At 65.4% G+C, this 21,844-nt stretch carries 22 protein-coding genes, 1 other RNA gene and 1 riboswitch; of the genes, 12 read left to right on the top strand and 11 right to left on the bottom strand.

The annotated features are described in order from the left end of the window. Nucleotides 1-230 precede the first annotated feature (230 nt). From cobU to P0D89_RS28220, 4 genes are all read left to right on the top strand, one after another. Complete coding sequence (gene cobU, locus P0D89_RS28205; RefSeq protein ID WP_408354621.1) at nt 231-785, top strand: bifunctional adenosylcobinamide kinase/adenosylcobinamide-phosphate guanylyltransferase; 555 nt, start codon at nt 231-233, stop codon at nt 783-785. Beyond that, nucleotides 785-1,720, top strand: a complete 936-nt coding sequence (cbiB, locus tag P0D89_RS28210) for an adenosylcobinamide-phosphate synthase CbiB (protein ID WP_408354624.1) — start codon at nt 785-787, stop codon at nt 1,718-1,720. Before cobU ends, cbiB begins: the two co-directional genes overlap by 1 nt. Nucleotides 1,721-1,736: 16 nt before the next feature. Continuing rightward, nucleotides 1,737-2,771 carry a threonine-phosphate decarboxylase CobD gene (gene cobD, locus P0D89_RS28215; RefSeq protein ID WP_408354627.1) on the top strand — a complete coding sequence of 345 codons (1,035 nt, stop codon included), beginning with the start codon at nt 1,737-1,739 and terminating at the stop codon, nt 2,769-2,771. A gap of 87 nt (nt 2,772-2,858) precedes the next feature. Then, nucleotides 2,859-3,779 carry a cobalamin-binding protein gene (locus P0D89_RS28220; RefSeq protein ID WP_408354630.1) on the top strand — a complete coding sequence of 307 codons (921 nt, stop codon included), beginning with the start codon at nt 2,859-2,861 and terminating at the stop codon, nt 3,777-3,779. 6 nt (nt 3,780-3,785) lie between these two features. Here P0D89_RS28220 and cobC read toward each other — a convergent pair whose 3' ends face one another. From cobC to P0D89_RS28250, 6 genes are read right to left on the bottom strand one after another with little or no spacing between them, the layout of a single operon-like run. Then, nucleotides 3,786-4,376: an alpha-ribazole phosphatase gene (gene cobC / locus P0D89_RS28225; protein WP_408354633.1), complete on the bottom strand. Its 591-nt coding sequence runs from the start codon at nt 4,374-4,376 to the stop codon at nt 3,786-3,788. Beyond that, nucleotides 4,361-5,137 carry an adenosylcobinamide-GDP ribazoletransferase gene (locus tag P0D89_RS28230; RefSeq protein ID WP_408354635.1) on the bottom strand — a complete coding sequence of 259 codons (777 nt, stop codon included), beginning with the start codon at nt 5,135-5,137 and terminating at the stop codon, nt 4,361-4,363. The genes cobC and P0D89_RS28230 overlap by 16 nt, the downstream gene beginning before the upstream one ends. A gap of 37 nt (nt 5,138-5,174) precedes the next feature. Beyond that, on the bottom strand, nt 5,175-6,236 hold the full coding sequence (gene cobT / locus P0D89_RS28235; protein WP_408354638.1) for a nicotinate-nucleotide--dimethylbenzimidazole phosphoribosyltransferase: 1,062 nt from the start codon (nt 6,234-6,236) through the stop codon (nt 5,175-5,177). Nucleotides 6,237-6,273: 37 nt separating this feature from the next. After that, entirely contained in the window at nt 6,274-7,113 is an 840-nt protein-coding gene (locus tag P0D89_RS28240) for an ABC transporter ATP-binding protein (protein WP_408354641.1), read from the bottom strand. Next, a complete protein-coding gene (locus tag P0D89_RS28245) occupies nt 7,113-8,174 on the bottom strand; it encodes a FecCD family ABC transporter permease (RefSeq protein ID WP_408354644.1) in 1,062 nt (353 codons plus the stop codon). Before P0D89_RS28245 ends, P0D89_RS28240 begins: the two co-directional genes overlap by 1 nt. A 27-nt stretch (nt 8,175-8,201) precedes the next feature. Further along, the gene (locus P0D89_RS28250) at nt 8,202-10,163 is read right to left on the bottom strand and encodes a TonB-dependent receptor domain-containing protein (protein WP_408354647.1); all 1,962 of its coding nucleotides are present in this window, start codon (nt 10,161-10,163) and stop codon (nt 8,202-8,204) included. A 92-nt stretch (nt 10,164-10,255) separates the two neighbouring features. Then, nucleotides 10,256-10,516, bottom strand: a riboswitch (cobalamin riboswitch). Nucleotides 10,517-10,724: 208 nt separating this feature from the next. Here P0D89_RS28250 and P0D89_RS28255 point away from each other — a divergent pair. The 5 genes from P0D89_RS28255 (at nt 10,725) to P0D89_RS28275 (ending at nt 13,253) form a co-directional block, all read left to right on the top strand. Next, complete coding sequence (locus tag P0D89_RS28255) at nt 10,725-11,081, top strand: ATPase (protein ID WP_408354650.1); 357 nt, start codon at nt 10,725-10,727, stop codon at nt 11,079-11,081. Next, a complete protein-coding gene (locus tag P0D89_RS28260) occupies nt 11,078-11,392 on the top strand; it encodes a cell division protein ZapA (RefSeq protein WP_408354653.1) in 315 nt (104 codons plus the stop codon). The genes P0D89_RS28255 and P0D89_RS28260 overlap by 4 nt, the downstream gene beginning before the upstream one ends. 102 nt (nt 11,393-11,494) lie before the next feature. Beyond that, nucleotides 11,495-11,676: non-coding RNA, 6S RNA (gene ssrS, locus P0D89_RS28265), on the top strand. A 133-nt stretch (nt 11,677-11,809) separates the two neighbouring features. Then, nucleotides 11,810-12,268: an EVE domain-containing protein gene (locus P0D89_RS28270; RefSeq protein ID WP_408354656.1), complete on the top strand. Its 459-nt coding sequence runs from the start codon at nt 11,810-11,812 to the stop codon at nt 12,266-12,268. A 253-nt stretch (nt 12,269-12,521) separates the two neighbouring features. Further along, nucleotides 12,522-13,253 carry an SIMPL domain-containing protein gene (locus P0D89_RS28275; protein ID WP_408354658.1) on the top strand — a complete coding sequence of 244 codons (732 nt, stop codon included), beginning with the start codon at nt 12,522-12,524 and terminating at the stop codon, nt 13,251-13,253. A gap of 118 nt (nt 13,254-13,371) precedes the next feature. On the opposite strand, the gene lgt is transcribed toward P0D89_RS28275, so the two are convergent. Together lgt and P0D89_RS28285 are read right to left on the bottom strand one after the other, a co-directional pair. Further along, nucleotides 13,372-14,277 (bottom strand): prolipoprotein diacylglyceryl transferase, encoded by a 906-nt coding sequence (lgt, locus tag P0D89_RS28280; protein WP_408377548.1) that lies wholly within the window; start codon nt 14,275-14,277, stop codon nt 13,372-13,374. A gap of 130 nt (nt 14,278-14,407) precedes the next feature. Further along, nucleotides 14,408-15,397 carry a LysR family transcriptional regulator gene (locus P0D89_RS28285; RefSeq protein ID WP_408354663.1) on the bottom strand — a complete coding sequence of 330 codons (990 nt, stop codon included), beginning with the start codon at nt 15,395-15,397 and terminating at the stop codon, nt 14,408-14,410. 181 nt (nt 15,398-15,578) lie between these two features. On the opposite strand from P0D89_RS28285, the gene ilvD reads away from it, so the two are divergent. Continuing rightward, complete coding sequence (gene ilvD / locus P0D89_RS28290; RefSeq protein ID WP_408354666.1) at nt 15,579-17,252, top strand: dihydroxy-acid dehydratase; 1,674 nt, start codon at nt 15,579-15,581, stop codon at nt 17,250-17,252. A gap of 133 nt (nt 17,253-17,385) precedes the next feature. Beyond that, nucleotides 17,386-17,724 (top strand): c-type cytochrome, encoded by a 339-nt coding sequence (locus P0D89_RS28295; protein WP_408354669.1) that lies wholly within the window; start codon nt 17,386-17,388, stop codon nt 17,722-17,724. Between the two features lie 60 nt (nt 17,725-17,784). Here the strand turns inward: P0D89_RS28295 and P0D89_RS28300 are convergent, their stop codons facing one another. The 3 genes from P0D89_RS28300 to P0D89_RS28310 all read right to left on the bottom strand — a co-directional run bounded on the left by P0D89_RS28300 (nt 17,785) and on the right by P0D89_RS28310 (nt 20,608). Then, on the bottom strand, nt 17,785-18,489 hold the full coding sequence (locus P0D89_RS28300) for a DUF2486 family protein (RefSeq protein WP_408354672.1): 705 nt from the start codon (nt 18,487-18,489) through the stop codon (nt 17,785-17,787). A 108-nt stretch (nt 18,490-18,597) separates the two neighbouring features. Beyond that, a complete protein-coding gene (locus P0D89_RS28305; RefSeq protein WP_408354675.1) occupies nt 18,598-19,014 on the bottom strand; it encodes a DNA polymerase III subunit chi in 417 nt (138 codons plus the stop codon). A 52-nt stretch (nt 19,015-19,066) separates the two neighbouring features. Continuing rightward, nucleotides 19,067-20,608, bottom strand: coding sequence for a leucyl aminopeptidase (locus P0D89_RS28310; protein ID WP_408377550.1), 1,542 nt, complete (start codon nt 20,606-20,608; stop codon nt 19,067-19,069). A gap of 137 nt (nt 20,609-20,745) precedes the next feature. Between P0D89_RS28310 and lptF the strand changes: the two genes are divergently transcribed. After that, nucleotides 20,746-21,843 (top strand): LPS export ABC transporter permease LptF, encoded by a 1,098-nt coding sequence (lptF, locus tag P0D89_RS28315; protein WP_408354681.1) that lies wholly within the window; start codon nt 20,746-20,748, stop codon nt 21,841-21,843. Nucleotide 21,844: the final 1 nt, after the last annotated feature.

The raw sequence follows: 21,844 nt of genomic DNA on the forward strand, positions 1-21,844 counted from the left end.
GGAAGGTCAACTGCGCAAGGCGCCGAAGTGCAGCATGTATGCCGGCGTCGCGAATCACCGCGCCGCTGGTCGACTGAATGCGGCAGATGCGGCAACGGGTTGGGTCAACGAGCCCGCAAAAAAACAGCCCCGTGCAACCCAACAGCCGCGCATCACGCAGCAACAAAACATCAAGCCCGCCGCATTATCCCATCGCGCCGGCCCGCGCTGCACGCCGGTACAATCACACGATGACTCCCCGCGACCTCACCTTCGTTCTCGGCGGCGCCCGTTCGGGCAAGAGCGTGCACGCCGAGCAGCTCGCCAGCAACAGCGCCCTCCCCGTCACCTACATCGCCACCGCCCGCGTCGTCGACGACGCCGAATTCAGCGCGCGCATCGCGCATCATCGCGCGCGGCGTCCCGCGCATTGGCGCCTCGTCGAAGCGGGCGTCGACCTAGCCGGCGCCGTCACGCAAAGCGACGCGCCCGGCCATTGCCTGCTGATCGACTGCCTGACGCTGTGGCTCGCCAACCTGCTGTGCCCGGCCGAAGGCGAAGCGCTGCCGCTCGCTCACTATCACGCGCGGGTCGACGAGTTCGAAGCGGCGCTCACCGGCGCGCGCGGCAAAGTGATCGTGGTCAGCAATGAAATCGGCCTGGGCGTGGTACCGCTTGGCGCGGCCACGCGTCTTTACGTCGACGAACTCGGCCGCCTCAATCAGCGCATCGCCGCATTAAGCACGACAGCCACGCTGATGGTCGCGGGCTTGCCGCTCGCGTTGAAAACAGCGGGCCACGCGTGATGCTGTCACTTCCTCTGATAGCGACGCTGGCAACCGCGGGCGTGGCCATCGACCGCTGGTTCGGCGAACCGCGCGCCGCCCATCCGCTGGTAGGCTTCGGCCGCTGGGCGACGCGTCTCGAGAAGCGCTTCAACGCCGGCCGGCGCTTGCGGCTCAAGGGGCTGGCCGCGTGGGCGCTGGCGGTGCTGCCGCCGGTGCTGATCGCGTGGTGGCTGGTCGCGGTGCTGCCGTTTTTCGCGGCCTGCGCGGTGCATGTCGCGTTGCTGTGGTTCGCGCTCGGCGCGCGCAGTCTGCACGATCACATCGCGCCGATCGCAAAGGCTCTCACCCAACACGACCTCGCGCAAGCGCGCCAGTTGACCGCGCAGATCGTGTCGCGCGACACCGAGCAAGCCGATGAAGCCGCACTGTCGCGCGCAGCGGTCGAATCGGCGCTCGAAAACGGTAACGACGCGATCTTCGGCGCGCTGTTCTGGTTCGCGATCGCGGGCGGGCCCGGCGCCCTCGGCTTTCGCCTCGCCAACACGCTCGACGCGATGTGGGGCTACCGCACTCCACGCTATTTGCGCTTCGGCTGGGCCGCGGCGCGCCTCGACGACGTGCTCAACTGGATTCCCGCGCGTCTGACCGCCACCAGCTACGCGCTGCTCGGCGACACGCACACCGCCTGGCGCTGCTGGCGCGAGCAGGCCCCGCGCTGGGACAGTCCGAATGCGGGCCCGGTGATGGCGGCCGGCGCCGGTAGTCTGAACGTGCTGGTCGGCGGCCCGGCGGTGTATCACGGCACGCTCGAACACCGGCCGACGCTGGGCTTCGGACATCCCGCGAAGGCGAGTCACGTGACGGCCGCGCTGGCGCTGGTCGAGCGGACGATCATTCTCTGGCTGGCGGTGCTGATCGTGCTGGCGTTGTTGAGTGTGCCCTTTCATGGCTGATCGCATGGCAGACCCGATGAGTAGTAGCGCGGCAAACGACGTAGTGGTTCATGGCGGCAATCTGCACGAAGCGGCCGAGCGCTACCGCATTCCATACGCGCAGTGGCTCGACCTGTCGACCGGCATCAATCCGCACGGCTATCCAGTGCCGCCGGTTCCCGCCGATGCCTGGCGCCGCCTGCCCGACGAAGGCGACGGCTTCGCCGCCTGCGCCGCGCGCTACTACGGCGCGCCGGATGCGGCACACGTGCTGCCAGTCGCTGGCAGCCAGGCGGCGATTCGGGCGCTGCCAGCGCTGCTGCCGCGCGCGACGGTCGGCATCGCGCCGCTCACGTACAGCGAATATGCACCCGCGTTCGCACGGGCCGGGCATCGCGTCGCGCCGCTCGACGTGCGTTGGGACAGCTTGCCCGACGCGCTCACTCACGCGGTCGTCGTGAATCCTAACAATCCGACGGCCGCCCATCTGAGCGCCGCGAAGCTGTTGCACTGGCATGCCCAGTTGCGCGCGCGCGGCGGCACGCTGCTGGTGGACGAAGCCTTCGCCGATACGATGCCGGCGGCGTCGCTCGCGGCGAGCACCCATCTCGACGGGCTGATCGTGTTGCGCTCGCCGGGCAAATTCTTCGGACTCGCCGGTGTGCGCGCGGGGTTCGTGCTCGGTGCGCCCGCGTTGCTCGACACCTTGCGCCGTTCGCTGGGCGCATGGACCGTTAGCGGTCCGGCGCGCCATGCGGTCAAAGCCGCGTTCGCCGACGAAGCATGGCAACGGCAAATGCGTGCGCGGCTCGACGGCGAAAGCGCGCGACTGGCCGGCCTCCTTCAGGTTCAAGGTTTCGCTACGCACAGCACCCCGCTCTTCGCGTGGACCGACGACGCGCGCGCCGCCGCTTTGCATGAAGCGTTGGCGCAACGTGGCGTGTGGACGCGGCTTTTCGCGTCGTCGGGCAGCGTGCGTTTCGGCTTGCCCGCGAGCGATGACGAATGGGCGCGCTTCGACAAAAGCTTGCGCGCAGCGGTGCAGGCCATCGACCCCACGCGAGCCGCTTGAGATGATGCAGCACACGTGGCGTCGCCCGACACCCTCGCGGTCATCACGCACGCCACACAACCAACGCGATTTCAACATCCTCGCCCGATGACCCGTTTCGCCCGCTTCGTTCCGATCCTCATCGCCGCTGCGCTCTACACCACCGCGCCGCACGCGCACGCCGCGATCACCGTCACCGACGACACCGGCGCAACCGTCACGCTGCCCGCACCGGCGCAACGCGTGATCAGCCTCGCGCCGCACGTCACCGAACTGCTGTATGCGGCGGGCGGCGGCGCAAAAATAGTCGGCGCCGTGTCGTATAGCGACTACCCGCCCGAAGCGCAGCAACTGCCGCGGGTCGGCGACAACAAGGCGCTCGATCTCGAGCGCATCGTCGCCTTGCAGCCCGACCTGATCGTCGTGTGGCGGCACGGCAATGCGCAGCGGCAACTCGATCGTCTGCGCGAACTGCACGTGCCGCTGTTCTTCAGCGAGCCGCATCATCTGGACGACGTGGCCGTGTCGCTGACGAAGCTCGGACAATTGCTCGGCACGTCGCCTACCGCCGATACGGCGGCGGCCGCATATCGCCGCGACATCGCGCGCTTGCGCGCGCAGTACGCGAGCCGGCCGCCCGTCAGCGTGTTCTATCAGGTGTGGGACAAGCCGTTGATGACGCTCAACGGCGAGCATATGGTCAGCGACGTCATCACGCTGTGCGGCGGGCGCAACGTGTTCGCAGGACTTCAGCCGCTGGTGCCGACCGTCTCGACGGAAGCGGTGCTCGCCGCCAACCCCGAAGCGATCGTCACCGCAGCGCCCGGCGCGACCCGGCCCGACACCAGCTTGCCGCAGCTCGACACATGGCGCGCGTGGCCGGGCCTGATCGCGGTCGCGCGCCACAACCTGTTTGCGATCGACGGCGATCTCATCAACCGCCCGGCGCCGCGCCTCGCGCAGGGCGCGCAGCAGCTGTGCGAAGACCTCGAAACGGCGCGCTCGCGCAGAAAGCCCGCCGCGCAGTGACGCGGCTCACGCGTTCCAGCGCGCCAACGACCACTGCAGCGATTCGTCGTCGCGGCGCAACCAGACCATCCCGGCCATATCGAGCGACCATTTCAGGCAGCGCTCCAGCGGCATATCGAGCACCAGCGACGCGATCACGCGCATCACGCCGGCATGCGTGACCACATACGCGGGTGACAGCTCGCGCGTTTGCGCGAACGCATCGAGCCACGCGCGCACCCGTTCGACGAATTGCGCGACGCTCTCGCCGCCATGCACGCGCGCGTGCTCGAAGTTGGCGGCCCATTGGTCGAGCAGCGTGCGATCAATCGCGTCCCAGCGCTGCGCCTCCCAATCGCCGAAATTCATTTCCTTCAGCCGGTCGTCGTGACTGAGCACGCAGCCGAAGTCGTTCGCCATCTCGGCGGCGAGCGCCGAGCAGCGTGTCAATGGACTCGACATCAACACGCGTGGCGCCGGCACCTGCAGTTTGGCGAGCTTCAGCGCGAGCGCGCTCGCCGATATCTCGGCGGCGTCGGCGAGCGGGACATCACTGTGGCCGTAGCACACGCCCGCATCGAGTGCGACGGCGGGATGACGAATCAGGACGATATCCATGCTAGCCCCACCAGGTAGATGCTCAATTCGAAAATCTGCTGCGCGAAGCCGAGGCAGTCGCCGGTGTAACCGCCAATGCGTCTAACGAAGTAACGGCCCATCACAAGTCGAAGCACGATCAGCACCGCGAACACCGAGCCCGCGAAGCGCCAATCCGGCGCGCCTGGTCCGTTCGGCCACAACAGCCACGGCAGACCGAACAGCGCCGCGCACAGCAATGCCGGACCGCTCAGGCGCTGCGCGACCGGCTTGGCTTTGCCTTCGGCGCGCACGTAGTCGAGCGTGGCCAGATAACTGATCGCGCACGCGCGGCTCGCCGCATGCGCGGCAATCATCAGACTTGCGGCGCGCAGCGGCGGCAACGCTGCGAGCGTCTGCCACTTCAACGCGAGCGCAATCACCAGCGCGATGGCGCCGAAAGCGCCGATGCGTGAGTCATGCATGATGCGCAACGCATCGTCGCGCTTATATGCGCCACCGAACGCATCGACGCAATCGGCGAGACCGTCCTCGTGAAAGGCGCCTGTCACCAGCAGCGACGCGGCCATCGACAGCAGCACCGCCACGCCTGCCGGAAACACATGCAGCGCCGCCAGATAGACGAGCGCGCTGAACGCGCCGACCAGGCCGCCGACCAACGGAAAATAACGCGCCGCCGCGTTCAGATAATGCGGCTCGAAGCCGACCCAGCGCGGCACGGGCACGCGCGTGAAATAACCGAGCGCCGTGAAGAAGTAGCGCAGTTCCGCGAGCGGGTTCATGAGCGGGCCGAATGCTGGTTCGTTGTGATAAAGCGCCTCAAGCTTCGCGATTCGCGACGCCGGCCGAATCGAAGCTCGCCATCTCGTTGACGAATGCCACCGCCGCGCGCAGCAGCGGCACGGCGAGCGCCGCGCCGGTGCCTTCGCCGAGCCGCATGTCGAGCGACAGCAACGGTAGCGCGCCAAAATGATCGAGCATGCGGCGGTGCCCCGCCTCATTCGACGCATGCGCGAACACGCAGTACTCACGGATGTTCGGCGCGAGCGCATCGGCGACCAGCAGCGCCGAGGTCGCGATGAAGCCGTCGACGAGGATCGTCATCCGCGCTTCGGCGGCCGCGAGATACGCGCCGGTCATCATCGCGATCTCGAAGCCGCCGAAGGTGGCGAGCACGTCGAGCGGACGGATCACTGCGGCGTGATGCGCGAGCGCCGACGCGAGCACGTTGCGCTTTTTCGCAAGCCCCGCGTTGTCGAGACCGGTGCCACGGCCGACGCATTCGTCGATCGGCACGCCGCACAAGCGGCTCATCAGGCACGCGGCCGACGACGTGTTGGCGATCCCCATCTCGCCGAAACCGATCACGTTCGTGCCGAGCGCCGCGTGATGACGCACGCGCGCCGCGCCCGCGTGCATCGCTGCAAGCGCCTGCTCGGGCGTCATTGCGGGCTCACGCGCGAAGTTGCGCGTGCCGCTCGCCACCGGAATGTCGACGAGTCCTTCCGTCGACGCAAGCGCCGTCGCGATGCCCGAGTTGACCACTTCGAGTTCGAGGCCCGCGACCTGGCTCAACGCGTTGATCGCCGCGCCGCCCGCGAGAAAATTGGCGACCATCTGCGCGGTCACCGCTTGCGGATACGGGCTCACGCCCTCGGCGGCAATGCCGTGGTCGCCGGCGAACACGATCATCGCCGGGCGCTGCACCGTAGGCCGCGTGGTGCGCTGGATCAGGCCCATCTGACGCGCGAGCGTTTCGAGCCGGCCAAGACTGCCGGGCGGCTTGGTCTTGGTATCGATGATGTGCTGCAGCTCGGCGCGCAGCGTTTGATCGAGCGCAGCTACTTCGGGCAAACCGGCCGGGAGTGGCAAAGAAGTCATGGACGTGGTCTGGAAAGGGAGTGATTGGATGAAATGGCTAGCCTGCCGGCAAGTCATTGCCGGCAGGCGATTCGTGACGCGCGCGCGGCGCGGGAATCAGCGCCTCGTGTTCGCCGTCGCGAATCAGGATCAATGGATAACCGAACGCGCGGCTCGTCAACGTGGGTGTGAGCACATCGTGCACCGCTCCGGCATACGCGCCGCCCTCGCCGTCGAGCAGCAGCGCGTGCGTCGCGAAGCGGCGCGCGAGATTCAGGTCGTGGCACGAAAACATCACAGTGCGGCCCGGCTCGCGTGTCCACGCGGCGAGCGCTTCGAGACAATCGATCTGATGATGCAGATCGAGATGCGACAACGGTTCGTCGAGCAGCAAAAGCGGCGTGTCCTGGCACAGTACCGCCGCCAGCGCCACGCGTTGGCGCTCGCCGCCCGACAACGACAGCACGTCGCGCGCGGCGAATGCGGCGAGGCCCAACAGGTCCAGCGCGGCGTGTGCGGCGGCGCGATCAGCAGTGCGCTCCCAGCCCCAGCCGCTCAGATGCGGAAACCGATTCAGCAGCACGATATCGAGCACGCTCGCGCTGAAGGCGTCGGGCGCGCTTTGCGGCATCAGCGCGCGGCGCTGCGCGAGCGGCAGCGCACGCCAGTCGGACACGCGCACGCCATCCAGTTCGACATGACCCGCCGCCGGCCGCAACAGACCCGCGAGCGTGGACAGCAGCGTGGTCTTGCCCGCGCCGTTCGGCCCGGCGACGCACCAGATCTCGCCCGCGTAGAAGGTGTGCGTGAACGCGTCGAGCAAGGTGCGCGCGCCGGCGCGCAAGGTCAGATGTTGCGCGCTGAGAGCAGGATGGGACACGGTGGCTGGTGATTGCATCATCGGCGCCTGCGCAACAGCATCCAGAGGAACACCGGCACGCCGACTATCGACGTGATCACGCCGACCGGCAATTGCGCCGGCGCGATCACGGTCCGCGCGATCAGGTCCGCGCCCATCACGGCGACGCCGCCGCCGAGCGCCGCGGCCGGCAGCAGCATGCGCTGATCGTTGCCGAACGCGAGCCGCAACATGTGCGGCACCACCAGGCCGACAAAGCCGATGGTACCTGCCGTCGTCACGGCAGCGGCCGCCGCGAGCGACGCCACCAGATACACGCGCAAGCGCAGCGACAGCACCGCGACGCCCAGCGCCTGCGCTGCTGCATCGCCACGCAGCAGCACATTCAGACGCGGCGCTGCCGGCACGATTGCCAGCAATGCAACGACGAGCGCGGCGAGCGCCGTCCACGGCATCGCGCCGCCGTTCAGATCGCCGGTCAGCCAGAACAGCATGCCGCGCAGACGGCTGTCGGGCGCGACGTTGAGCAGCAGCGTGATGAGCGCGCCCCACCCCGCCGCGATCACCGCGCCGGTCAGCAGCAAACGCGGCGACGTGTCCTGCGGCTCGCCGCGCCACAACTCGCGGCGCGCGAGGCCGAGCACCAGCAGGATCGACACGAAGGCGCCGGCAAATGCGCTGGCGTCGACGATCCACCACGCGCAGCCGGCGATCATCGCGACCAGCGCGAACGTCGCCGCACCGCCCGACACGCCCAGCACATAGGGTTCGGCGAGCGGGTTGCGCAACAGCACCTGCAACAACGCGCCGGCCAACGCGAGCAACGCGCCGCACGCGAAGCCCGCCACCGCGCGCGGCAAACGCAGCGTGCGCACGATCTCGCCGGCAAGATCGGACGATGCGGCCGACCCGGGCGGCAACACGTGCGACGGCAGCAGCGCCGCCAGCACGCGCCCAGGCGCGAGCGACACGCTGCCCAGCGCGAGCGACGCCATCAGCACGGCCAGCGCGATAACCGCGAGCGCGAGCCAGATCGCGGCCGCGCGCTTCGCGCTCATCACACGCAGGGTCGCGGGCAACGAGTCCGCATGATGGCTCATTCGCGCGACCTCAACACGGCGCAGCCATCACTGCTGTTGCCAACCAACCGTGACATACGCACCGCGTCCCGGCGAGTTATACGAGTAGGCCGTTTCATAGTCCTTGTTGAACAGATTCTGGATTTGCGCCACCACGTACCACGCTTTCGTGATGTTGTAGCGCGCCGACAGGTTCACGATGCCGTAGCCGCCCAGCTCGCCGCTGCTGTCCTCGCGCGGGCCGCTCACGATCCACTCGCCGCCGACGCGCCATCCCGCGATGCTGCGATTCACCGCCAGCGAACCGAAACGCCGCGCGCGCCGCAAGAGGTCGACATCGTTGTCGAGGTCGACGGGATTTTGCAGCGTCAGCGACGCGCGCACGTCCGTCTTGCCGACATGCCCGCTCCACGATCCTTCGAGCCCCTGCACCTTCGCATGGCCGACGTTTTCGGCCAGGTAGATGCCGGGCGTCACCTGCGCGTAGTCGATCAGATTCGAATAGCGTGTCTGGTATACGCTCACACGCATCACGCCGAGCGCGCTCGACGCGTACTGCAACGCCGCTTCGATCGAGTGGCTGCGCTCCGGCTGGATCGACGGATTGCCGCTGATCGGATAGTACAGATCGTCGAAGCTCGGCGCGCGAAACGAATCCGCGTAGCTTGCGGTTGCCTTCCAGTGCCCGGTGATGTCGAAACCGTAGCCGAGATAGTAACTGTTCGCCCCGCCGAAATCGGAATACTGATCGTGGCGCATGTTGGCCTGAATCTGGTTGCGCCCGAAGCGTCCCGTATAGCCGACGAAGGCCGAATCCACGTGACGGCCCGGCGCGGCGAACGTATCGGAGTCGAGGCTCTGGTCGAGATGCTCGTAGCCGACCTGCAGCTTCTGCTGCGCGGCGAACGCGAAATCGTTCTGCCACGTGTACTGGCGATTGTCGGTATCGAAGCGGCCGTTGTATACGCCGTTAGTGTTCGACACGCTGCGGTCGTCGCCTTCGGCGACGATGAAGCGCGTGGTCCACCAGTCGGTGAGTTTGCCGTTTGCGAACACCGACGCCTGGCGCACCTTGCTGTACAGGTTATTCAGATCGGTCGGCACGCCGTATGCGTTGTCGTAGCTGTCGTTGCCGTTCGACTGGAAGTAGTTGACGCCGGCGTCCCATCGGTCGTTGAACTGGTGACGCAACGAAGCCGAGATGCTCTCGTTCAGATAGCCGTTCGCGTTCGGATTGGCGTTGGGCGCCTGCTGTGGATCGAGCGACGAAAAGCCGTCGTCCTTCGTGCGCGCAAGCGAGATGCTGAAGGTCGTGCGGCCGTCTTTATCCAAGGCGCCGTTCATGCCCGCCTGCTGCGTCTGCGTGTGATAGCTGCCGTAGCCGACCGAAAAGTTGAAACGCGGCGGATGGTCGCCGCCCTCTTTCGTGAACACCTGGACCACGCCGCCGATTGCGCCCGACCCGTATAACGCGGACACGTTGCCGTTCACCACTTCGACGTGATCGATCTGGTCGAGCGGAATCTGCCCGAGTTGCGGCGCGCCGAGACTCACCGAATCGACCCGCACGCCGTCGATCAGCAACAGCGTTTGGGTTGACGACGCACCGCGCAAATAGACGCTCGCCGTCGATCCAGGGCCGCCTGTGCGCGAGATTTGCGCACCGGGTGCGAGTTGCAGCAAGCCGGGCAAGTCGGTGGCTGTGGTGTCGGCGATATCCTGCTGGTCGAATAGCGAGGTCTGCGGAATCGCATCCGCGAGCGCTTGCGGCCCGCGTTCCGCGGTTACCACGACTGGCGACAACACGATGGACGATGCATTCACGAAGTCGGCATCCGCGTCGTTTGCGGACGCGGACGAAGACGGCGTGACAGGTGCAGCCGGAGATGTGGACGCAGCAGCGGACGATTCGGAGGACGACTCAGCGGACGACGCAGCAGCCTGAGCATGCACGAGGAGCGGCAAGCCCGCAAAAGCGACCAATGTCGCGCGGGCGATGGGGCACAGCATGGGATGGCATTCCTGTGAATAGCGGGCGCGGCCCGCTTCCCCGCAGGCCGATGCATAACGAGGCAACCCACGCCATTAACATTTTTGCGGGGGGCGTACCTCTCCCTCTGGCCGGTATCCGGGCTGGCGACACATCGATCCCGCCTTCCCACGCGTAACGCGCAGTGGCACACTCGCATGTTGAACTTCGAACACGCGTCGGGATCGACTTGCATGACGAATGCGGTCGCTTACCGTTGCGGGGGCAGCGCAGTTTCGCGAGTTCAGTTCAGATGAACGGCGCGTTCTGCTTCCCGTTTAACTGCGCGCACTGTTGACAAGCGCGCGCGGGCACCAGAGTGCGCGCAGTTTATGAGCGGGCTCGAAATGCGTCAAGAAAGGTTAATCCACGCGCCATCTGTTTCTGTAAAGTGCAGGTTATTGTCCGATGGGCGAGTACTTTTTCATCATATGGTCGGCAAAAGCCTGCACAAAGCGATGTTGTTACGTCTCGAAACGAGACAATTGTCGGAACCTGCAATATTCCGCGCTAAAATGCGATGTCTTTAGAGGACGCAGCACATGCTCACCGAACTCGAATCACTCTCACAAAATATCGGCAAGCTGATTGCGATCAGCCAGCGCCATCATGAAGCGCGGCTCGCGCTCGAAGAGCAACTCGCCCAGTCGCGTGCCGAAGCGGAAACCACCCGTGCCGAACTTGCCCAGTTGCGCGAAGAGCGCGATGCACTGCAAGCGGAACGCGACACGCTGTCCGCCAAGATCGACGACGCTCAGGTGCGCCTGAATGCGATTCTCGAAAAACTGCCGCGCGCACGTGCGAGCAGCGAGCCGGATAACCAGCTCGATCTGCTCGAGCCCGCTCAGCACGCAGTCGAAGCGGAGAGCGACGTTACCCGCCACGGAGAAAACGCATGACCAGCAAGCAGATCGAAGTCTCGATTCTCGACGTGCCCTATCGTCTCGCGTGCTCGCCGGAAACGGAAGGCGCGCTGCTCGAAGCGGTCGCCCGCGTCGACGCCGAAATGTCGAAGATCCGCAATAACAGCAACGTGCGCGGCACGGATCGCATTGCTGTCATGGCTGCGCTGTCGCTGGCATCGGAACTGCTTAGGCTGCAATCCAGCGTTCGACACGGAGAAGCATTTCCCGCTGAAGAAATCCGGCGTACAATGCAGCAAATGAACGAACAACTGGGTACTGTGATCGAGCAGTACAGCATGCAGTAACTATCTGCCGGCCGGTCCCGAGATCGGCTGCGGATTCAAACGAAGTACGCGAGCAAGCCTCGGCAAACGTTTGAGTTCAATCGTTTAAGCTTCATCGGTTTAGCTTCCCTGCCTGGTTCGCCAAGGTCATATATTCCTTGAACCAATGCCATGTGCACGGTTGCGGAAATTTGTAGCACGGGTGTGCGCGTCACTCTGTCTGATGTACCCGAAGTGTTGCTAACTGCGACCAATTCTGAACCCCCGGTTCAGGATGCCGGCCTAGCGGCTAAGGCGGGGACCTTATCTGGAACGGCATCGGACTTCGGTCCGGTGCCGTTTTTCTTTGGGCGTCGGTTTTCCTGGGCGTCTCATTGGCGATTCATTAGGCTGCGATTTTCTTCCGCATCGTCTAACCTCTAACGTTCAATTCGATTCATGCGCTACTGGCTAATGAAGTCCGAACCGGACGAAGCAAGCATCGACCATCTTGCCAATGCACCGCATCGCACATTGCCGTGGACCGGCGTGCGCAATTATCAGGCGCGCAACTTCATGCGCGACGTGATGCAGGTCGGCGACGGCGTGCTGTTCTATCATTCGAGCTGTCCTGAACCCGGCATTGCGGGGCTGGCGGAAGTCTCGTCCACCGCTTATCCGGACCCGACCCAGTTCGACAAGAAGAGCCCGTACTACGACGCGAAGTCGTCGCAGGAAACACCGCGCTGGTTGCTAGTCGACGTGGTGTTCAAGAAGAAGATTCCGCTGATTCCGCTTGCCGCGCTGCGCGAGCATGAAGAATTGCGCGACATGCGCGTGCTCGCCAAAGGCAACCGACTGTCGATCACACCCGTGACCGAAGCCGAATGGCGCTTCATTACCAAGCGGCTCGTTTGACGTTCTACAACGTTGAACATTTTGGCGAGCGAGCCGTTACGGCTATCGGCTGGGGTGTCGCGAATGATCGCAGTGCGCGGCAATGAATCCACTAGCACCCGCAATCGTAGCAGCCGCAATGTCACGAGCGACGCCGCCTTAAAGGAACCCAGCCCGGATCGCACGCGCCTAACGAAGCGAACCGCAAACGTCGTGCCACGGCACGGTGTCCGCGTCCCTCGGGTACAACCCCGTTCAAGCAAGGAGTTCAGCCATGACGAAAACAACCGCACGGGCACTCGCACTCGCTCTCGCGTGCACCACGCCTGTCGCGCTCGCACTGACCCCGGCCATGGCGCGCGCGCAAGGCGTGATGCAGTCGCAACCCTCGGGCGTGCTGTCGCTGAACGCGCAGGCCAGCGCGGAAGTGCCGCAAGACGTCGTCAATATCACGCTGTTTTACGAGCAGGAAGCCAGCGACCCTTCCACGCTCACCGCCACGCTGAATCAGCGCGCCGATTCGGCGCTGCAGAAAGCGCGTGGCGTGAGCGGCGTGACGGCTCGCACGGGTTCGTTCTCGATCTTCCCGTCCACCGATCGCGACGGGCGCATCTCCGCGTGGCGCGGCCGCACGGAAGTCGTGCTCGAATCACGCGACTTCGGCGCGGCGTCGAAGCTCGCCGGCCAGATGGCCTCGATCATGCAGGTCGGCAACGTGCAGTTCTCGCTGTCGCCCGAAGCGCAGCGCGCCGCCGAACAGAAGCTCACCGGCGAAGCGATCAAATCGTTCCGCGACCAGGCTGCGTCATCGGCGCAGGCGTTCGGCTTCAGCGGCTATTCGATTCGCGAGGTCAACGTCAATCACAGCGGCGTGATGCCGCGTCCCATGATGATGATGAGCGCGCGCGCGATGAGCGCCGACGCCAAGGGGATGGCGCCGATGTCGCTCGAAGGCGGCACGTCGACGGTGACGGTCAACGTATCGGGCTCGGTGCAGATGAAGTGACGCGCGTGGTTTTGCGGCGGGATCCGCGCGCCGCTGTGCTGCTGTAAAAGACAACGCCACGGCATGCCGTGGCGTTTTTCGTCGAGCACTGGCTACGATAATCCGTAAAGCCCAGTCCTTAGCTCGCGCTAACCGCTTGCGCCGGTTCGCGGCGCGCACGGCGATACGACCACACCAGCATGCCGATGCCCGCGAGAATCATCGGCAGCGACAGCCATTGGCCCATGGAAAGGCCCATCGCCAGCAGGCCGAGGAAGTCATCCGGCTCGCGCGCGAATTCGACCGTGAAGCGCGCGAGACCATAGCCGATCAGAAACACCGCGGAGATCGCGCCCATCGGCTTGGGTTTGCGCGAGAAGAAGAACAGCACGAAAAACAGCGCAACGCCTTCGAGCGCGATCTCATACAGCTCCGACGGATGCCGCGGAAGCATGTGATATTGCGCGAACACGTCATTCAGATGCCATTGCGCGGCCAGTTGCGGATGCGCGGCGAGCCAGGTGGCGTCGTCGGGCGCGGCGCCGGGAAACAGCATCGCCCACGGCGCGGACGGATCGGTCACACGGCCCCACAACTCGCCGTTGATGAAATTGCCGAGGCGCCCCGCCGCGAGCCCGGTGGGCACCATCGGCGCGACAAAGTCGGTGACCTGCAGCCACGAGCGTTTGCGCTGATACGCGAACAGCACCATCGCGAGCGTCACGCCGAGGAAGCCGCCATGAAACGACATGCCGCCCTCCCACACCTTGAAGATGTCGAGCGGATGCGTGAAATAAAAGCTCGCCTTGTAGAACAGCACATAGCCGAGCCGGCCGCCGAGTATGGTGCCGAGCACGCCGTAGAACAGCATGTCGTCGATGTCCTTGACGGTCCAGCCTTGCGCGGCGACGTACGGCAAACGCAGCCGCAGCCGGCCGACGACGATCGCCGCGACGAACGCGACGAGGTACATCAGTCCATACCAGCGCACGGCGAGCGGCCCCAGATGAATGGCAACGGGGTCGAAATTGGGGTGAATGAGCATCGTGTTGTTATGGGCAGTTCAGGTTCAGAAGCGGAGTTGTCCAACGAATTTTCAGGGACGGCCTGTGGCTCGCGCCCGTTCGGTCCATGCATTTGACGGTGCGGCCCGCGATCCGTTCGCGGCGTCGCCGCTAGACACGCGGCGCGACGGACTGCGCGTCGCCGGTGGCGGCGTGCGAACGCACGATGTCGATGAAACCGGCCAGCACCGGACTCACCTCGTCCGTGCGCCACACCAGCCCCGTTTCGATCGCGGGCACCGACTCGGACAGCGGCCGGTACACGACGCCAGTGCGGCGCAGATTACGCAACGATTGCGGCACCAGTGCGACGCCCATGCCGGCTGATACGAGGCTCACGATGGTTTGCATCTGGATCGCCTCCTGGCCGATCCGGGGTGCGACGCCCGCCACGCCGTAGCAATCCATAATGATGTCATAAAAGCCCGGCGCCAATCGTCTGGGGAAGATCACGAGCGGCGCGTCGGCGACATCGCGCAGGCTGACCGGCGTATCCAGCCACTCGGCGCGCGGGTCGGAGCCAACGTCGGCCCCGGCGGCGCTGGCCACGCGCGCCGCCATCTCCGTCGACATCGCGATCACCAGCGGCTCGCGCGCGATCGGCAGCCACGACAGCCGCGCGCTGTAGCGCGACGGCAGCGGCGCGATCGCGAGGCCGGCGTCGATGCGCCCGGCTATCAGCTCGTCCACCTGCACGTCGCTGGTGGCCTCGGTCAGTTCGAGCCGCACACGCGGATGGCGTGTGCCGAAATCGCGCAGCAGCGCCGGCAACAAGCCATAGTCCGCGGTGGAAACGAACGCCAGCGACAACACCCCCGCCTCGCCGCGCGCGAGGCTCTGCGCGAGCGGCCGCAGGCCCTCGGCGCTCGCCAGCAGGCGCTCGACCTCCGGCAGCAGATCGGCGCCGACCGGCGTCAACTCGACCGAGCGCTTGGTGCGCGCGAATAGCGCGACACCGAGCGTCTCTTCGAGCGCGCGGATGGCTTGCGACAACGGCGGCTGCGTCATCGAAAGACGCGCGGCCGCCCGCCCGAAATGCTTCTCTTCGGCGACGGTGACGAAATAGCGCAACTGGCGCAGGTCAGGGGTGGCAGGCAGCATCATTAATACATTTTACGACCTAATCTCGGCTGAATAATATATTGGACACACGCTTCGCAAAACTCCATCCTTGCCCAGCGAGCCGGAACTACACTGAACTGACGCGCTGACGAGTCCGCGCAGCCCCTGCATGACGGCCAGCCCGCAGCCCGGCTCAAAACAAGACAGATTGGAGATCCCCATGGCATACAACCGTCGTTCGAAGAACATCACGCAAGGCGTGGCGCGTTCGCCGAACCGCTCGATGTACTACGCGCTCGGCTACCAGAAGGACGATTTCGACAAGCCGATGATCGGCATCGCCAACGGCCACTCAACCATCACGCCGTGCAACGCCGGCCTGCAACGGCTGGCCGACGCGGCCGTGGTCGCGGTCAAGCGCGCCGACGCCAATCCGCAGATCTTCGGTACGCCGACCATCTCGGACGGCATGTCGATGGGCACCGAAGGGATGAAATACTCGCTCGTGTCGCGCGAAGTGATCGCCGACTGTATCGAGACCTGCGTGCAAGGCCAATGGATGGACGGCGCGGTCGTGATCGGCGGCTGCGACAAGAACATGCCGGGCGGCATGATCGGCCTCGCGCGCATGAACGTGCCGGGCATCTACGTGTACGGCGGCACGATCCGGCCGGGCAACTGGAAAGGCGCCGACCTGACGATCGTGTCGTCGTTCGAGGCGGTCGGCGAATTCACGGCGGGCCGGATGTCGCAGGAAGATTTCGAAGGGATCGAAAGAAACGCCTGCCCGTCCACCGGTTCGTGCGGCGGCATGTACACCGCCAACACGATGAGTTCGTCGTTCGAGGCGCTCGGCATGTCGCTGCTGTATTCGTCGACGATGGCCAATCCGGACGAGGAGAAGGTCGACTCGGCGGCTGAATCGGCGCGCGTGCTGGTCGAAGCGGTCAAGCAGGACCTCAAGCCGCGCGACATCATCACGAAGAAGTCGATCGAGAACGCCGTGGCGCTGATCATGGCGACCGGCGGCTCAACCAATGCCGTGCTGCACTATCTGGCGATCGCGCACGCGGCCGAAGTGGAGTGGACCATCGAGGACTTCGAGCGCATGCGCAAGAAAGTGCCGGTGATCTGCGACCTGAAGCCGTCGGGCCAGTACGTGGCAACCGATCTGCACAAAGCGGGCGGCATTCCGCAGGTGATGAAAATCCTGCTCGATGCGGGGATGTTGCACGGCGACTGCATTACCATCACCGGCAAGACACTCGCCGAAGAACTGAAGGACGTGCCGGGCAAGCCGCGCGCCGATCAGAAGGTGATCTTCCCGATCGATAAGGCGCTGTACGACGAAGGCCACCTCGCGATCCTGAAGGGCAACCTGGCCGAGGACGGCGCGGTCGCCAAGATCACCGGCCTGAAGAACCCGGTGATCACCGGCCCGGCCCGTGTGTTCGACGACGAGCAAAGCGCAATGGAAGCGATTCTGGCCGACAGGATCGTCGCCGGCGACGTGGTGGTGCTGCGCTACCTCGGCCCGAAGGGCGGGCCCGGCATGCCGGAAATGCTCGCGCCGACTTCCGCGATCATCGGCAAGGGCCTCGGCGAAAGCGTCGGCCTGATCACCGACGGCCGCTTCTCGGGCGGCACGTGGGGCATGGTGGTCGGCCATGTCGCGCCGGAAGCGTTCGCGGGTGGCACGATCGCGCTCGTGCAGGAAGGCGATTCGATCACGATCGACGCGCACAAGCTGCTGCTGCAACTGAACGTCGACGACGCCGAACTGCAGCGCCGCCGCGCCGCCTGGCAGCAACCGAAGCCGCGCTACACGCGCGGCGTGCTGGCGAAGTACTTCGCGCTGGCGCTGCCGGCCAACAAAGGCGCGGTGACGGGCTGAGCGCGCCCGGTAAGCTACGTAAAAGCGTATCGGAACACGAAGGAGCACAAAGGGGCGCACGGGAAACCGTGCGCCCCTTTCCTTCTATAATGCTCGCACCACGAGTCGGGCCCCTGCACCGACGGAGACCATAATGAAATCAATGTCGTATGTGGCGCTCGCGGCCGTGATGCTGGGCGCCATATTGAGCGCCGGCAGTCGGGCTGCGCATGCCGAGGCCTCCGCCGGCCTCGCGCTCGCCCAGCAGCAGAACTGCATGAGTTGCCATTCGGTCACGCGCTCCTTCATGGGACCGGCGCTGCACGAGGTCGCGGCGAAATATGCCGGACGCGAAGACGCCGCGCTTTATCTGAAGCACAAGATTCTGGACGGCAGCACGGGTGTATGGGGTCCGGTGCCGATGCCCGCGAATACGCAACTCACACCCGATCAGGCGGCCACGCTGGCGGCCTGGGTGTTGACGCTCAAATGAAACGGGCGCCTCGCTGAAGGCGCCCGCCGCAAACGTCCATCAGGACGCCGCTTCACACGATCAGCCGCGGCCCGAACGCCGCGCAAGCTCCTCTTCCACTGCTTCGCGAACCCAACCGGCCATTTCGCTTTCGAGCGTCAGCGCCACTTCGCGCGTGATCTGGCTGACGAGCACGGTGGTGTGCTCCTGCAACGCATCGCGGCAACGCGCCTCGATGACGCCGCGCCCATCGCCCGTGAGGAAACCCGCGAAGCGTCTGCGCAGACGTTCCGCGATCGCATCGGCGTCGAGATCCGCCTGCAACAACGCCGAGGATTCCGTGTCGCGACCGATATCCGGCGGCACGGTTGCGCCCGCTTCGAGCGGCGGGGCCGGTTCGGTGCGATCGAAGACGCCCGCCGAGACAGGCGCGGCTTCCAGCGCCGTCAGCGGTTCCGGCGCGAATGCGTGTGCGGGTCCGGGCTCGGTTCCGCGAGCGGCTTCGTGAGCGGGCTTTGGCGACAGAACGGGTTCAGGCGAGCGCGTCTCTTCCGGCGCAAGCACCGGCTGCGGTGCCAGCACGGGCTCCGCTTCCGCTGGCGGACGAGGTTCGTCCGCATGGGCCGGCTGCGGCGAGAACACCGGTTCCGTCTTGAATCCAGGTTCCCGCAGCGCATCGGGTCCTGCTGCCGTTTGGCCCTCCGGCGCCGGATGCGCCGGGGCCGCGCGGCCGGGGACGAGAATCTCGTGCAGAACCGGGATCGAGTTATCGTTGGGATCGGACACGTGCACTCTCCGTGTGTGAGTGGAAGGCTAAGCAGGCCGCCTGCACGCCGCATCCGTCAGTCAGCCAACGAACCCGGTGCACACGGCCCGCTCCAGGCCGAATGAAGCCTAGCTGCCTTGCTTGTAGTTGTTCAAAGCATAGCCGCGATCGCGATAGAAGCGATAACGCTCGCGCCCTGCAATCAGCTCGTCGTGTGTGTTACCGACTACTTCCAGCAACCTTTCGAAACGCGCGAATTGCGCGGGCACCGACGCGCCGAGATTGAGCAGCACCTGATGATGCGGCACGTCGTCGAGGTTCGTGGCCAGCACGATCGGCGTTTGCGCGGCGAGCGGCGTACCCGCCATGCAGTGCGGCACGAAGTCGAGCGGCGAGAAGGTCCACAGCTGCTCGTCGAAGGTCCGCAGGCGCGCGGGCTCGGCCAGCACGATGGTCGGCTGGTCCGCCTGATACGCCTTGCGGATCAGGCGGCACGCATACAGCAGCGAGTCACCGACGTTCGAGTGAAAATCGATTCTCGTCATCGGCGGCTCCGACCTGCTTTCGTCACTGCGCCCGCGGGCTTACTGCAATGCGTCATTGTGCGGCGCGACCGTCCGCGGCCCGACCGTCAGCGGCCCTGTCGATCAGGAACTGCGCGAGCAACGGCACCGGACGGCCGGTGGCGCCCTTCGCCGCGCCGCTCTTCCACGCGGTGCCGGCGATATCCAGATGCGCCCACGGGTACGAGTCGGTGAAGCGCGACAGGAAGCATGCCGCCGTCACGCTGCCCGCCGGACGGCCGCCGATGTTCGCGATATCCGCGAAGTTCGACTTCAGCTGGTCCTGGTACTCGTCGTCGAGCGGCAGGCGCCAGGCCGGGTCGGACGCTTCACGCGACGCATCGAGCAACTCGCCCGCCAGCGCGTCGTCTTTCGAGAACAGCCCGCTGTTGTGATGACCGAGCGCGATGATGCACGCGCCCGTGAGCGTGGCGATGTCGATCACCGCGGCCGGCTTGAAGCGCTCGGCATAAGTAAGCGCGTCGCACAGGATCAGGCGGCCTTCGGCGTCCGTGTTCAGCACTTCGATCGTCAGCCCCTTCATGCTGGTGACGATGTCGCCCGGCTTGGTGGCGGTCGCCGACGGCATGTTCTCGACCGCCGGAATGATGCCGACCACGTTGATCTTCAGGCCCATTTCGGCGACCGCACGCAACGTGCCAAGCACCGACCCGGCGCCGCACATGTCGTACTTCATCTCGTCCATGCCTTCGCCCGGCTTCAGCGATATGCCGCCCGTGTCGAACGTGACGCCCTTGCCGACCAGCACCACCGGCGCGGCCTTCGCGGCGGCGCCCTGGTACTGCAGCACGATGAACTGCGCCGGTTCGACCGAGCCCGCCGTGACCGACAGGAACGAGCCCATCTTGAGCGCCTCGCACTGCTTCTCGCCCAGCACTTCGATCTTCAGCTTCCAGTCTTTGGCGAGCTTCTTCGCGGTGTTCGCGAGGTAGGTCGGCGTGCAGACGTTGCTCGGCAGGTTGCCGAGATCGCGCGTCAGGTCCATGCCGCTGGCGAGCGCGGCGCCCTGCTTCGCGGCCAGCTTGGCGGCCTTTTCGTCGCCGGTGTTCACGCTGAAGACGATGCGTTTCAACGCGCGCGCCGGGTTGTCCGGCTTGCTCTTCATCTGCGTGAACTTGTAGGTCAGTTCGCGCAGCGCGAGGATCGCGGCGCGCACGCCCCAATCGGTCGAGCGTTCGAGCACCGGCAACTGGGCCAGCGTGAACGTGACCTGGACGATCTTGGTGCCGAGCAGCGCGCGCCAGGCGGCCCGCACGGCGTCGCCGTAAGCTTTCTGGTTGAAGGCGTCCTGCTTGCCGAGACCGACCAGCAGCACGCGCGACGCGCCGATGCCCGACACTTCATGCAGGGACAGCGTGGTGCCGGCCTTGCCGTCCATGTCGCCGGCCTTGATGATGCGTGTCAGCAGCCCCTTGGTGGCGGCGTCGATCTCAAGCGCGGCGCCCGAGAGCGTTTGCGACTCGAACACACCGATAACGATGCAATCGGATTTTCCGGTCAGGAAACCGTTTGACGAGCCTTTGGTCCAATCACAGGCTTTTATGCTAAAGTCCATCGCGCTTGTCCTCGGATAAAATCTGGGCTTAGGATGAAAGCCGCAATTATCCGCTATTTTTCCCGCGGCGGCTGCACCGGAGGCGTGATGGGAAGCAACCCGCACATCGCCGAGAGCGCCCCCTCTCGTCATCAATAATGATCTTCGAACGCTCCCTCCAGCGCGAACTCGCGTATACGGCTGGTGCCGTGTTCATGGTTCTCCTCACGCTCGTGCTGACGACGATGATGATCCGTATCGTCGGCTTCGCGGCCTCGGGCGAGATCGACCCGCGCGACGTGCTGGTCCTGATCGGCCTCACCGTGATCGGCTATCTGGCGATCATGCTCGTCGCGACGCTGTTCGTGTCGATCCTGTTCGTGCTCACGCGCTGGTACAAAGACTCCGAGATGGTCGTGTGGCTGTCCTCGGGTGTCAGCCTGACGCAGTTCATCAAGCCGATCGGTATTTTTGCCACGCCGATCATCATCCTCATCATGTTCTTCGTCTTCGTCGGCTGGCCGTGGTCGAACCAGCAGAGCAAGCTGATCCGCGCGCGCTTCCAGCAGCGCGATGAGGTTTCGCTGCTCGCGCCGGGCCAGTTCCGCGAGTCGGCCACCAGCCACCGGGTGTTCTTCATCGAGAAGATGTCGCCCGACCAGGGGCGCGTGGAGAACGTGTTCGTGACCAGCACGGAAGGCGGCAAGGTCAACGTGGTGGTGTCCAAGTACGGGCATACCGAGACGCACAAGAACGGCGACCGCTTCGTCGTGCTGGAAAACGGCCGCCGCTATGACGGCGAGCCTGGGCACCCCGACTTCCGCATCATGGAGTTCGAGCGTTACGGCGTGAAGATCCAGAGCCAGCCGGTCGTGAATACGCCGACCACCACCGGCACGCCCACGCTCACCTTGCTGCGCTACCCCACCAACGAAAACCTCGCCGAATTCGCATGGCGCGCGGGGCTGCCGCTGATCGCGATCAACCTGATGCTGCTCGCCATTCCGCTCGCGCACCAGAATCCGCGCCGCAGCCGCACCATCAATCTGGTGATGGCCGTGCTCATCTATCTGACGTATTCGAATCTGCTGAACGTGGTGCAGTCGTGGATCGAGCAGGGCAAGTTGTCGTTCGGGGTGGGGCTCGTGATCCTGCACGTCATCGTGGCGGCGATCGTCGCGTTCATCTTCTGGATGCGCGTGCGCAACCGTCCGCTCTTCACGCGGGCAATGTTCAGCCGTTCGCAGGGAGCCTGAC

This window comes from Paraburkholderia sp. RL18-085-BIA-A (genome assembly GCF_046027075.1).
Lineage (GTDB): Bacteria > Pseudomonadota > Gammaproteobacteria > Burkholderiales > Burkholderiaceae > Paraburkholderia.